We start from the raw sequence: 12,270 nt of genomic DNA on the forward strand, positions 1-12,270 counted from the left end.
ATAACCATCCTTTCCGCCGAACGAAGACAAGGCGCTCTCACCGTTCGTCCGCGTTTTTCACAATCGTCGCGATTCCTTGGCCGACGCCGATGCACATCGTTGCCAAGCCATAGGTGACGCCGCGTTTTCGCATTTCGTAAATCAATGTCGTCAAAATGCGGGCGCCGCTCGCGCCAAGCGGATGGCCAAGGGCAATCGCTCCCCCGTTGACGTTCACTTTCGCCCGATCGAGCTCAAGCTGCCGGATGCATTCCAGCGCTTGCGAGGCAAACGCCTCGTTCAGCTCGACAAGTCCGATGTCGTCAAGCGACAACCCTGCGCGGCGCAACGCTTTGCGTGTCGCAAAAATCGGGCCGATGCCCATCACGGCCGGTTCCACGCCCGCGACCGCCGAGGTGACGTAAGTAGCCAACGGTTTGAGGTCGAGTTCCTTCGCCTTCTCGGCGCGCATGACTAGCAGCGCGGCTGCTCCGTCGTTGACGCCGGAAGAGTTGCCGGCCGTCACCGTGCCGTTTTCAAACAATGGGGGCAGCTTCGCCAGTTTCTCAAGCGTCGTATCCGGACGCGGATGCTCGTCTTTATCGACGACAACGCGGTTGCCTTTTCGATCGTGATAAACGACCGGCACGAGTTCATCGGCAAACCGATTCGTTTCGATCGCTTGTTTCGCTTTCATTTGGCTTTCGTAAGCAAACTCATCTTGCGCCTCGCGCGTAATGCCGAACCGCTTGGCGACGTTTTCCGCCGTCTGAGGCATGCTGTCGGTGCCGTACATTTCGTGCATTTTCGGATTGATAAAGCGCCAGCCGATCGTCGTGTCGTACATCTCGATGTTGCCGCGCGGGAAATCGCTTTCCGGCTTCGGCATGACAAACGGCGCACGCGTCATGCTTTCCACGCCGCCAGCGATCATGATGTCCGCCTCACCAGCCAAAATCGCCCGCGCCGCATAATTGACGGCATCAAGCCCCGAACCGCACAGCCGATTGACCGTCACCCCCGCGACTTCAATCGGCAGCCCGGCCAACAGCGCCGCCATGCGGGCGACGTTGCGGTTGTCCTCGCCGGCCTGGTTGGCGTTGCCAAAGACGACATCATCAATTTGCTCGACCAGCACATTCGGGTTTCGCTCGATGAGCGCCCGAATGACAACAGCCGCCAAATCATCGGGCCTTACTTCTTTCAGCGCTCCCTTGTAGCGGCCAATCGGCGTGCGCACCGCATCCACAATCACGACTTCTCTGCCCATGTTTTCTCCCTTCCTTTTCCAGCGAATCAGCTGTTTTCCCGATTCGTATAGTCATAGACGCCGCGGCCTGTTTTGCGGCCGAGTCGCCCCGCTTTGACGTATTGCTCCAACAGCGGCGCCGGACGGTATTTTTCTCCGAGTTTTTCGTGCAAATATTTTAAGTTGTTCAGCCTCGTATCGAGCCCGACTAAATCCGCAAGCTCAAACGGGCCCATCGGGAAGTTGAGGCCGAGCTTGATCGCTTTGTCGATCTCTTCCGGCGTCCCGACCCCTTCCTGCAGCATATAAAACGCTTCATTGCCGACAAGGGCGCTGATCCGGCTCGTGACGAATCCCGGAAATTCATTGACCACCACTGTTTCTTTCCCCATTCGCTCGGCGGCTTCTTTCGCCACTTGTGCCGTTTCATCGCTCGTTTCAAGGCCGCGGATGATTTCCACCAGCTTCATTTTATGGACCGGATTGAAAAAGTGCATGGCGATCACCCGCTCCGGCCGCTTCGTGAACGAGCCGATTTCCGTCGGGCTCATCGTGGACGTGTTCGTGGCGAAATAGCATGACGCTGGCGCATGGGCGTCAATTGTCTCAAACACTTGTTTTTTCAACTCGAGTTTTTCCGGCACTGCCTCAATGACCAAATCGGCATCGCGCACAGCGGCTGCCAAATCAAGCGAATACGACAGACGCACCTCGGCTTCTTGCCGCTCTCCAGTTGTCAATTTTCCTCGAGTGACCGCTTGTTCAAAAATAGAAGTGATCTCCTTCCGAGCGCTGTCCAATTGTTCTTGCTTGACGTCAACTAACGTCGTCTGAAACCCGCCGACAGCGCCGACATAAGCAATGCCTCTCCCCATCACGCCGCTGCCGACGACAACAAGGCGTTCGATCATCGTCTTCCCCCTCTCGCGTGTTGATGTAAGACGGCGGGTGCATCGAGCCGGCGTTTCCTTTCGCCAAGCGGCGGACGCCATCAAATGAATGGGCACCCCATCACGAGCGACGGGGTGCTCGGCAAACGGAACAGCCGTGTTTCTTCCATTGCCATGAATAGCATGCTAGAACGGGAATGGACGGTCACGTTTTTCCCATGCCTGGCCGCCGGATCAGCCGATTGGGCCGACCAAGCCGCGCTTTTGAAGACGCGGCCGGCTGTACGATGCTTCCGGCATGCGGCGGGCGGCCTCTTCCTTAGACGCCGAACGGATTGAGCGGACGCGGACCGTAATACGACAGCACGCTCTTCGTTTCTGTGTACAAATCAAGCGCCTCGACAGACAACTCTCGCCCAAATCCGGACTGTTTGTAGCCGCCAAACGGCGTGCCTGGGAAAGCGGAGAATGGGCTGTTGACCATGACAATGCCGGAGCGCAGCTGTTTGGCTACGCGAACGGCGCGGCCATGATCTTTTGTCCAAATCGCGGCAGCGAGCCCATAGTCGCTGTCGTTCGCCAATTCAATGGCTTCGGCTTCATCGCGAAATTTCATCACGACGACAACCGGTCCGAAAATTTCTTCGCGAACCGCTTTCATTTGATGGTTCACGTTCGTCAAAATCGTCGGTTCATACCAGTAACCGTTTTCAAATCCAGCGACAACCGCCTCTTTCCCCCCGGCGGCGACCGTCGCTCCATCGGCGACAGCCGATTGCACGTATTCGTCAATCACTTCGAGCTGCCCGCGGCTGATGATCGCCCCAACATGCGTGCCGGCATCAAACGGATTGCCAAGCTTCAGCTGCTTCGTTTTGGCCACGAACGCTTCCATAAACGCGTCATAGATGCTTTCATGCACATACAAGCGGGAACGCGCCTCGCACGATTGGCCGCTGTTGTAGAAAATGCCGAACAATGAGCCGGCGACAGCGGCCTCTAAATCAGCATCCGCAAATACAAGGCTCGGCGACTTGCCGCCAAGCTCGAGCGTCACCCGTTTTAATGTTTTCGACGCCTTCTCCATAATTTCCTTCCCGACCGGCGTCGATCCGGTGAACGCGACTTTGTCGACGAACGGATGTTCGACGAGGTAATCGCCGACTTCCGCCCCGGCACCTGTCACCACATTGACGACCCCTTCCGGCACGCCGGCCTGATGGCAAATTTCCGCCAGCACAAGGCAAGTGAGCGGCGTCAACGACGCCGGTTTGACGACGACCGAGCAGCCGGCGGCAATGGCAGGCGCGATTTTCCAAGCCGCCATCATAAGCGGGTAGTTCCAAGGAATGATTTGCGCACACACGCCGACCGGCTCTTTTTCCGTATAGTTATGAAACGCCCCCGGCATCGGGTTGACCGCCCCGCGGTGCCCAATGATCGCCCCAGCGAAAAACTCAAAATCTTCGATCGCTTGCATCACTTGTCCTTGGGCCGCCGACAACGCTTTGCCGGTATTTAAAATTTCCAACTCCACTAATTCATTGAAGCGTTCGCGCATGATCGCCGCAATTTGGTACAAGATGCGCGCCCGTTTTTGCACTGGAAAATGCCGCCATTTCCCGCGGTCAAACGCTTGCCGCGCCGCTTGCACCGCCCGTTCGGCATCCTCGCGCGTCCCTTTGGCAACGCGGGCGACCGGTTCGCCAGTGGCCGGATTGGTGACGACAAACGTTTCGCTTGAGGCGCTTTCCATCCGTTCTCCATTAATAATCAAATGATAGAAATCGCGTTTCGTTGGCATCGGTTCCATTTTCTTTTGTTTGACAGTCGCCATCGTTTCGTTCCCCCTTGCTTAGTTTCCTTGAAATATTGGTTTTCGTTTTTCAAAGAACGCCTTGACGCCTTCACGGTGGTCTGCCGTCAATCCCGCAATGCGCTGGCATTCCGCCTCCCGTTCGAGGTAACGGTCAAACGTCGTTTCTTCGCTTTCGCGAAGCAGCCGTTTGATAAGTCCGATCGCCTTCGTCGGCATGGCAGAGAGCCGCTCGGCAAACCGCTCTACTTCCTCTTCCCAGGCAGATAGAGGAATCACGTTTGTCGCCAATCCGAGCGAAGCTGCCTGTTCGGCTGATATTTTTTCCCCGAGCACCGCAAGTTCAAGCGCCTTCGCCCGCCCGACAAGACGCGGCAAATAATAGAGATGGCCCGCATCCGGCACAAGGCCGACATGAATAAACGCGGGAGCGAAACTCGCCTTTTCCGAGAGAAGCCGGAAATCGCACGCCAGCGCCAAGCTCATGCCCGCGCCGGCCGCTGCCCCGTTCACCGCCGCGACAACCGGTTTTTCAAGATGATGAAGCGCTTTCATCATCAGCGCGTATCGGGTGCGCAACACGTCGCCATGGTCCATTTCTCCCGTCACGCCGCTCAAATCTTCCCCGGCGCAAAACGCCCGGCCGGCGCCTGTGATCACCACGCAGCGGACGTTTTGATCCGCCCCTGCTTGTTTGAGCGCTTTGGTCACTTCCGCGTTCATCTGCTCCGTAAACGCGTTGAGCTGATCCGGGCGGTTGAGCGTCAGCCAGGCGACCGAATCTTTCACTTCATAACGGATCGTTTCGTACATCGAACGCCCCCCTTATTTTCCTTGGAAGCGCGGCTTCCGTTTTTCGAGGAATGCCGCCATTCCTTCTTTTTGGTCTTCCGAGGCGAACAATAGGTAAAAGTTTTTCCGCTCAAATTGCATGCCTTCATACAACGGATAATCGACCGCTTTTTGCACCGCCTCTTTGATCAGCCGAAGGGCGAGCGGCGGCTGTTCAGCGAGGCGCCGCGCCAACCGCATCGTTTCTTCCATTAAAAGCTCCGGACTGACGACGCAGTTGACAATCCCTAGCCGCTCCGCTTCTTTCGCCGACATACGCGCCCCGATCCAAAGCCACTCGAGCGCCCGCTTCGGACCGATGAGCTTCGTCAGCCGTTGCGTACCTCCCGCACCTGGCATGACGCCAATGTTCACTTCTGGAAAGCCAAATTCGGCCGCCGCCGACGCGACAATCAAGTCGCACGAAAGCGCCAACTCAAAGCCTCCCCCTAGCGCCAACCCGTTCACAGCAGCGATCATCGGCGTTTTCACGATGGACAGGCGATCCCAATCGGCAAACTGGTTCAGCCACTCAAGACGAATGGGGTCATCTTCCGCCATCTCTTGAATATCCGCCCCAGCCGCAAACGCCCGTCCGCGCCCAGTGAGCACAATGACACGCACCTTTTCATCCCGGTCAAACGCTTCTGCGGCCGCCACGATTTCCGCCACCATTTGGCGGCTCAGTGCGTTCAAGACATCAGGACGGGCGAGCTCGATAATGCCAACCGCTCCTTCTTGCCGCACCGCAATGGAATTCCATTCACTCATGTTCCACTTCCTCACCGACCATAAAGGTGACGAGATCGCCGGCAAATGACATGACATCTTTTGCCGATGCCTTCGCTTCTTTCGTTTTCATCGCCTTTTGAAACGCCTCTTGGCTGTCGTAATACATTTCACACAACAAATAATACTCGCTTTCCGTCCCCATCGGCGTCCCCGTAATTTTCGTCACCTTGATTTTTCGAAGGCCGGGGATTTTTTCTGTCAGCGGCACATGCGTTCCGTAGTAATGGGCGTCAAACTGCTCCTTATCTTTCGGCTGTTTGTACAAGGCAATCATTTTAAACATCGCGAACGTCTCCTTTCCCTTTTCTTATCCCGAAGTCAATACGGGCTTCATCGCCTCAAACGGATTTTTGCATTGTTTGCAGTAGAAAATGCTGCGGCAGGCAGTCGGCCCAAACAAGTTTTCCATGACGGTCCGCTCCGCCCCGCAATAGGGGCATTCCACTTGCCATGCCCCTGACGGCATTTGCCGCGGCGGCGGAGCGATGCCAAACTGCTTCAGCCGCTCCCGCCCGGCTTCGCTGATCCGATCGGACGTCCACGGCGGATGGCGGAGAAACTCAACCGCCACCGCCGAGGCCCCTGCTTGCTTCACCGCTTCCTCCACTCGGGCGCGGATGATATCAAGCGCCGGGCAGCCGAGAAATGTCGGCAGCAGCCGGACCGAGACCGCGTCGTCCCGAACGTCCACCTGCTCCACCATTCCAAGATCGACAATGCTAATCGAATGGATTTCCGGGTCTTTCACCGTTTCTAACGCTTTCCAAACGTCTTCGTTTGTCATGGTTCTCCCTCACATTTTCCAACTCGCCGCCGTTTTGCCCCTTGAACAAGCACTTCGCCGCCACCAAGAGGCGTCATGCCCAACGCCGCCCTTTGGCGAACGGCGGCGCGGACATTACCATACCGCATGCGGGACGGCGCGGTATACTTCTGACAACGTCGCGAGCGCCTCATCCAAATCGGGCGTATGTTCGCCGTTGCGGCCGTTTCCATGCTTCATGTCAAACGGCATCGGCCACTCAAGCCCCACTTCGGCAAACGCCGGCGCCAGCGCAGCGATCGTTTTTTCCGTCAGCACCTCTTCCTCATCAATCAGCCCATGCCGCACCATGTCCTTTCCTTTCGCCCCGAGCGTCAACACGCCGGCAAAATCAGCAGCCACGTCCTGAATGGCTTTTGTCATTCGCGTCCGCGCTTCCCCAGGGGCGTTGGTCAGTTGGACAAACCACGTATGCCAATGAAGCAGATGGTAGTGCAGCTCCACTTGAATTTTCGCCGCCACTTCAGCCAGTGGGGCATAAGTGCTTTTTGTCAGCGACTCGAGGCGAACGCGCTTCGCCTGCGTATAAAAATATTGGCGAACAACGGTGAACGCCCAATCATAGCGAGGTTCGCGCAAATAATGCCCCGGGCCGTTCGCCCGTTCGAGCAAAACCGCATTGCGCCGCGCTGAAGCCGGCCGGGCGTGCGCCAGTTCGTCGGCTGATCCACAGCCAAGGTCTTCAAGCAGCTGATAGTACATGGCCGCATGCCCCATCGTATCTTGGCTGATGGAAGAAAAAGCAATATCCTCCTCAATATGCGGCGCCAAACCAAGCCATTCCGAGCCGCGGTATGCCAGCAAAAAATCATCGTCCGCAAGCTGAAACAACAGCTCGACAAGCGCTTCTTGACCGTCTGGATGGAAGTGCATCGGTTTTTCGCTCATCGCCGAATCTCGCCTTTCCATGACAAAATTTCCTTCTCATCGAGCACGTCTTGTTCATACTTCCGCCATCGTTTCTTTAAGTCGGCATACCCTCGCGTCAACCGGTAATCTTTGTTGTCAAGCCGCTTAAGCGCCGCTTTTTCCTCTTCACTCATGCGACGAATATCATCCCGCTTCACCACCCAAAGGTCCGCGACCGGCTCGCGGCGCATAAAGTTTTCCTGCGCCATCACGAGCGCGATCTCCTCATTGGGGGCAAGCAGGCTGAATTGGTGCTGCATCGGCGCGTCCGGCGTTTTCCGGCTGAACACTTCAAACACTTGATAAAATCCTTGTTCCTTTCCCACCATGGCCATCCCTCCTCATCCAGCCGTCCGTACGGCGCTGAGCGCCTCGCGCACCCACGCGTTCTGCTTGTACGCCGTCCGCCGCAGCTCAAGCCGCTCTTGCGACTTCGGCCCTTTGTTGCGGATGATCTCTTTAAACCGCTCCCAATCCGGCTGCCGGTAAATCCATCGGCCCTTCTCTTTGTCAAAATGCATTGTCTCATCAGGAATCTTCAGCCCAAGCGCCCAAATGCGCGGCACATATTTCGTAAAGAAGTCTTGGCGCAGCTGTTCATTCGTTTTCGTGCGGATGCGGTATTTGATGGTGATGTCTTGCTTTGACGTTCCCGTCGTGTCGGCCGTCGGCGGGCCGAAAAACATGAGGAGCGCCTCCCACCAACGGTTGAGCGCCTCTTGCAGCATCTCTTTTTGCTCCTTCGTACCCTCGGCGAGCGCCAAAATGATCGACTCACCGTGCTGGGCGTGAAACACTTCCTCGGCGCAAATGCGTTTCAACGCCCGCGCGTACGGTCCGTACGAGGCATCAAGCATGTTCGTCTGCGTCATAATCGCCGCCCCGTCGACAAGCCAGCCGATCAACCCCGCATCCGCCCATGTCGGCGCTGGCATATGAAACACGTTATGAAACTTCAATCGTTCATTCAACAAATCTTCGATAATCTCTTCCCGCGTTTTGCAAAGCGGAGCCATCAAGTCTTCCGCCACCCGAAGCAGCAGCTGGCCGTGCCCCATCTCATCCTGCACCTTCGCCATGATGCCGAGTTTGCGGCGCAGCGACGGCGCTTTCGGCACCCATTCTTTTTCCGGAAGCGCTCCCATAATTTCACTCACCGCATGCATCGCAATGAGCTTGATGAGCGTCATCCGATACTCATCCGGCATCCAGTCATCGGCTTCGATCTTTTCCCCCGCCTCGATGCGTCGAATAAACCGTTCGTACTTCTCCTCATCCGACAGGCGGGTGAACGTCATCATAGCCGCCATCCCCCATTCACCTCTCAATTAAAATATATAACGTTTTCTTAACGTTATTATATTTTAATGTCATATAATTTGCAATCTTTTTTCTTTCATTCAGATCGATTGGGGCGCTTCCACATGGCGGCGATCGACGATGCGCACCGCTTTTCCTTCCGAGCGCGGGAGCGTTTTCGGCGAATGGAGACGGACGTCAATCGAAATGAGACAGTGCGTTTTCAACAATGACTGAATGCGCCGGGCGAGGGCAACGGCCTGCTCGCTTTGCAAATCTCCGCCGACCTCGCTGTAAAAACGATCGGTCACTTCCACATGCAGCTCAAGCTCTTCCAAATGTCCGTGGCGGAGACGGTGCAGCTGATAGTGCGGAGCCAGTTCCGAGACACGGAGCAGATGGTGCTCAATTTCCGACGGGAACACATTGACGCCGCGGATGATGATCATATCATCCACCCGCCCCTTGACCCGCGACATGCGCGCCGTCGTCCGCCCGCAAGAACACCGTTCTTTCGTCACGGAAGCGATATCCCCCGTCCGATAGCGGATGACCGGAAACGCCTCTTTCGTCAAGCTTGTAAACACCAACTCCCCTTCTTCCCCTTCCGCCACCGGCTCGAGCGTTTTCGGGTCGATCACTTCAACAAGGAAATGGTCCTCGGCAATATGGAGGCCGTTTTGCGCTTCATGGCACTCCATCGCCACCCCCGGGCCGATCACTTCACTTAGTCCGTAAATGTCACATGCCTTCATATCAAACGTCTCTTCAAGCGTGCGCCTCATTTCCTCGGACCACGGTTCCGCACCAAAGATGCCGTATTTCAGCGATGTTTGCCGCGGATCTTTGCCCAGCTCTTTCATCCGCTCGGCGATGTTCAATGCATAGGACGGCGTGGCGCAAATGACAGTCGGTCGAAAATCTTCAATGATCATCACTTGTCGGTCGGTGTTGCCTCCGGATACCGGCACCGTCACCGCCCCAAGCCGCTCGCTGCCATAATGCAGCCCAAGACCGCCGGTAAACAGCCCGTATCCATAGGCGTTGTGAATCACATCCCCCGGTTTCCCGCCAGCGATGACAATCGCCCGCGCCACAATATCGGCCCAATGGTCAATGTCCCGCTTCGTATAAGCGACGACCGTCGGCTTGCCGCTCGTGCCGCTTGACGCGTGCACTCGGACGCATTGGGAAAGATCGACCGCCAACAACCCAAACGGATAATGGTCCCGCAAATCGCGTTTTGTCGTAAACGGGAGTTTGCGCACATCCTCAAGCGTGCGAATATCATCAGGCTTTACTCCACGTTCATCAAACCGCTGCCGGTAAAACGGCACCCGCTCATACACACGCTCCGCCGTCGCCCGCAACCGCTTGAGCTGGAGCGCCTCCAGTTCGCTGCGTGCGGCCGTCTCAATGTCATGCAAAATCATCGTTTCCGCCCCCTCTTTTAAAGCGCTTTCATAAAAATGGAAAATACAAAACTATATAACGTTATACAAACGTTATATAGTTTTATCATGATATCTAATTTTAAAATAGGCTAAATATTTGAAAATGTCAACATATTTTCAGACCGACAAAGCTGTAAAAAAAGGAGGCGATGGACGCTCCTTTCCAAAATAAATGAAAGAGGCGGAAAAACCGCCTCTTTTGATCCTGATCGTCTAATGGCGTCCCTCGCGCGCTTGGAAGGGGACAACGCTCTTACAGAAATCCGCTAAATCTTCATAATCCCCCCCGTGCTCGCCGATGTGACGTGTTTCGAGTAGCGGGCGAGATACCCGGTTTTCACTTTTGGTTCAAAGCCTTTCCAGTTCGCTTTCCGGCGTTCGAGCTCTTCATCGGACAGCTTGACGTTGATCGTTCGTTTCACCGTATCGATCTCGATGATATCGCCGTCTTGGATGAAAGCGATCGGTCCGCCTTCCGCCGCTTCCGGTGAAACGTGGCCGACGGACAAGCCGCGCGAGGCGCCGGAGAAGCGGCCGTCGGTGACAAGCGCTACCTTCGTACCGAGCCCCATGCCGACGATTTGCGACGTTGGCGCAAGCATTTCCGGCATCCCTGGGCCGCCTTTTGGTCCTTCGTAGCGGATGACGACGACATGACCCGGCTTGATTTTGCCGCTGGCGATGCCTTCAAGCGCCTCTTCCTGCGAATCAAACACGATCGCCGGACCTTCATGGCGCGTGATGCCGCCTTGGACCGCGCCGGTTTTGATGACGGCGCCGTCCGGCGCTAAGTTGCCGAACAAAATGGCGAGCCCGCCCGTTTCCGAATACGGGTTGTCAATCGGGCGGATGACATCGTAGTTTTTCACTTGGCAGCCGGCGATGTTTTCACCGAGTGTTTTGCCGGTGACAGTCAGCGTATCTAAATGAAGCGTGCCTTCTTTTTTCGCCAGCTCGTTCAACACCGCCGAGACGCCGCCGGCTTCGTGCAAGTCTTCAATGTAATGCACATCCGACGCCGGCGCGAGTTTGGCCAAATGCGGCACCCGCGCCGCGATTTCGTTGATGCGCTCAAGCGAGTAGTCGATGCCGGCTTCGTTGGCGATCGCAAGCGTATGCAGCACCGTATTCGTCGAGCCGCCGAGCGCCATATCGAGCGCGAACGCGTTGTCGATCGCTTTTTCCGTTACGATGTCGCGCGGTTTGATGTCATGTTCGATCAAATACATCAGCTGCTTTGCCGATTGGCGGACAAGCTCTTTGCGCGCTGGGTCAACCGCCAAAATGGTGCCGTTGCCCGGCAAAGCGAGCCCGAGCGCTTCAGCGAGACAGTTCATGGAGTTGGCCGTAAACATGCCCGAACACGATCCGCACGTCGGACAGCCGTAGCGTTCGAGTTCTTCGAGCCCTTTCTCATCGAGCGTTCCGCCTAAATACGCCCCGACCCCTTCAAACACGGACGAGAGCGAAATTTTCCGCCCGTCTTTCGTCACACCAGCTTTCATCGGCCCGCCGCTGACAAAAATCGTCGGGATGTTGAGCCGCATCGCCGCCATCATCATCCCTGGCGTAATTTTGTCGCAGTTCGGAATGCATACCATGCCGTCAAACCAATGCGCCGAGATGACCGTTTCGATCGAATCAGCGATGATTTCCCGGCTCGGAAGCGAATAGCGCATCCCGATATGCCCCATGGCGATGCCGTCATCAACGCCGATCGTGTTCATTTCAAACGGCACGCCGCCTGCTTCGCGAATCGCTTCTTTCACGATTCTCCCAAACTCTTGCAAGTGAACGTGCCCCGGAATAATGTCGATGTACGAATTGACAACCGCGATGAACGGTTTGTCAAAATCCTCATCTTTCACCCCGGCCGCCCGCAGCAAACTCCGGTGCGGGGCGCGGTCAAATCCTTTTTTGATCATGTCGCTGCGCCGCTTTTTCATATTCTGGTCCCTCCATCGTGCAGATTGCTAGGTTGCTAGTATTGTACCACTTTTTCTAATAAAAAGACAATTATCTTTATTCTGAATGCGTTTTCATGATCTACTCTGCGAAAATGAGTCAGAAAAATCAGCCGCTCCTCTTGACAACCGGAGCATTTGGCGTCATAATTTCTTACAAATTATAAATCGCAAGTCTATCCTTGACAATGAAACAACGAGAACGGCACGGGATTAGTAAACCGAGGGAACGCGCCAGAGAGTGGAACCCACAGGCTGGAAGGT

At 55.9% G+C, this 12,270-nt stretch carries 12 protein-coding genes; all 12 read right to left on the reverse strand.

Going from position 1 to position 12,270, the window contains the following annotated elements:
* Positions 1–37 precede the first annotated feature (37 nt).
* The 12 genes from ABS784_RS12945 to ilvD all read right to left on the reverse strand — a co-directional run bounded on the left by ABS784_RS12945 (position 38) and on the right by ilvD (position 11,988).
* Positions 38–1,249 (reverse strand): 3-oxoadipyl-CoA thiolase, encoded by a 1,212-nt coding sequence (locus ABS784_RS12945; RefSeq protein WP_352512729.1) that lies wholly within the window; start codon positions 1,247–1,249, stop codon positions 38–40.
* 26 nt (positions 1,250–1,275) lie between these two features.
* The gene (locus ABS784_RS12950; RefSeq protein WP_044731156.1) at positions 1,276–2,139 is read right to left on the reverse strand and encodes a 3-hydroxyacyl-CoA dehydrogenase; all 864 of its coding nucleotides are present in this window, start codon (positions 2,137–2,139) and stop codon (positions 1,276–1,278) included.
* Between the two features lie 298 nt (positions 2,140–2,437).
* Complete coding sequence (locus ABS784_RS12955; protein ID WP_352512731.1) at positions 2,438–3,955, reverse strand: aldehyde dehydrogenase family protein; 1,518 nt, start codon at positions 3,953–3,955, stop codon at positions 2,438–2,440.
* Between the two features lie 18 nt (positions 3,956–3,973).
* A complete protein-coding gene (locus tag ABS784_RS12960) occupies positions 3,974–4,747 on the reverse strand; it encodes an enoyl-CoA hydratase-related protein (RefSeq protein ID WP_352512733.1) in 774 nt (257 codons plus the stop codon).
* Positions 4,748–4,759: 12 nt separating this feature from the next.
* Complete coding sequence (locus tag ABS784_RS12965) at positions 4,760–5,536, reverse strand: enoyl-CoA hydratase/isomerase family protein (protein WP_352512735.1); 777 nt, start codon at positions 5,534–5,536, stop codon at positions 4,760–4,762.
* On the reverse strand, positions 5,529–5,840 hold the full coding sequence (locus ABS784_RS12970; RefSeq protein ID WP_352512737.1) for an EthD family reductase: 312 nt from the start codon (positions 5,838–5,840) through the stop codon (positions 5,529–5,531). The genes ABS784_RS12965 and ABS784_RS12970 overlap by 8 nt, the downstream gene beginning before the upstream one ends.
* A gap of 24 nt (positions 5,841–5,864) precedes the next feature.
* Positions 5,865–6,341, reverse strand: coding sequence for a 1,2-phenylacetyl-CoA epoxidase subunit PaaD (gene paaD / locus ABS784_RS12975; RefSeq protein ID WP_352512739.1), 477 nt, complete (start codon positions 6,339–6,341; stop codon positions 5,865–5,867).
* Between the two features lie 114 nt (positions 6,342–6,455).
* Positions 6,456–7,289 carry a 1,2-phenylacetyl-CoA epoxidase subunit PaaC gene (paaC, locus tag ABS784_RS12980; RefSeq protein WP_352512741.1) on the reverse strand — a complete coding sequence of 278 codons (834 nt, stop codon included), beginning with the start codon at positions 7,287–7,289 and terminating at the stop codon, positions 6,456–6,458.
* A complete protein-coding gene (gene paaB, locus ABS784_RS12985; protein WP_352512743.1) occupies positions 7,265–7,618 on the reverse strand; it encodes a 1,2-phenylacetyl-CoA epoxidase subunit PaaB in 354 nt (117 codons plus the stop codon). Before paaB ends, paaC begins: the two co-directional genes overlap by 25 nt.
* A gap of 12 nt (positions 7,619–7,630) precedes the next feature.
* Positions 7,631–8,599 carry a 1,2-phenylacetyl-CoA epoxidase subunit PaaA gene (gene paaA / locus ABS784_RS12990; RefSeq protein WP_352512744.1) on the reverse strand — a complete coding sequence of 323 codons (969 nt, stop codon included), beginning with the start codon at positions 8,597–8,599 and terminating at the stop codon, positions 7,631–7,633.
* Between the two features lie 90 nt (positions 8,600–8,689).
* Positions 8,690–10,021: a phenylacetate--CoA ligase PaaK gene (paaK, locus tag ABS784_RS12995; protein ID WP_352512746.1), complete on the reverse strand. Its 1,332-nt coding sequence runs from the start codon at positions 10,019–10,021 to the stop codon at positions 8,690–8,692.
* 287 nt (positions 10,022–10,308) lie between these two features.
* Positions 10,309–11,988 (reverse strand): dihydroxy-acid dehydratase, encoded by a 1,680-nt coding sequence (gene ilvD, locus ABS784_RS13000; RefSeq protein WP_023633537.1) that lies wholly within the window; start codon positions 11,986–11,988, stop codon positions 10,309–10,311.
* Between the last annotated feature and the right edge of the window lie 282 nt (positions 11,989–12,270).

The organism is Geobacillus sp. G4, assembly GCF_040327975.1.
GTDB lineage: Bacteria > Bacillota > Bacilli > Bacillales > Anoxybacillaceae > Geobacillus > Geobacillus thermoleovorans.

Bases quoted from the DNA above. Each gene is read 5' to 3' on its own strand.
- ABS784_RS12945 (WP_352512729.1), bottom strand. From the start codon at position 1,249: ATGGGCAGAGAAGTCGTGATTGTGGATGCGGTGCGCACGCCGATTGGC.
- ABS784_RS12950 (WP_044731156.1), bottom strand. From the start codon at position 2,139: ATGATCGAACGCCTTGTTGTCGTCGGCAGCGGCGTGATGGGGAGAGGC.
- ABS784_RS12955 (WP_352512731.1), bottom strand. From the start codon at position 3,955: ATGGCGACTGTCAAACAAAAGAAAATGGAACCGATGCCAACGAAACGC.
- ABS784_RS12960 (WP_352512733.1), bottom strand. From the start codon at position 4,747: ATGTACGAAACGATCCGTTATGAAGTGAAAGATTCGGTCGCCTGGCTG.
- ABS784_RS12965 (WP_352512735.1), bottom strand. From the start codon at position 5,536: ATGAGTGAATGGAATTCCATTGCGGTGCGGCAAGAAGGAGCGGTTGGC.
- ABS784_RS12970 (WP_352512737.1), bottom strand. From the start codon at position 5,840: ATGTTTAAAATGATTGCCTTGTACAAACAGCCGAAAGATAAGGAGCAG.
- paaD (WP_352512739.1), bottom strand. From the start codon at position 6,341: ATGACAAACGAAGACGTTTGGAAAGCGTTAGAAACGGTGAAAGACCCG.
- paaC (WP_352512741.1), bottom strand. From the start codon at position 7,289: ATGGAAAGGCGAGATTCGGCGATGAGCGAAAAACCGATGCACTTCCAT.
- paaB (WP_352512743.1), bottom strand. From the start codon at position 7,618: ATGGTGGGAAAGGAACAAGGATTTTATCAAGTGTTTGAAGTGTTCAGC.
- paaA (WP_352512744.1), bottom strand. From the start codon at position 8,599: ATGGCGGCTATGATGACGTTCACCCGCCTGTCGGATGAGGAGAAGTAC.
- paaK (WP_352512746.1), bottom strand. From the start codon at position 10,021: ATGATTTTGCATGACATTGAGACGGCCGCACGCAGCGAACTGGAGGCG.
- ilvD (WP_023633537.1), bottom strand. From the start codon at position 11,988: ATGAAAAAGCGGCGCAGCGACATGATCAAAAAAGGATTTGACCGCGCC.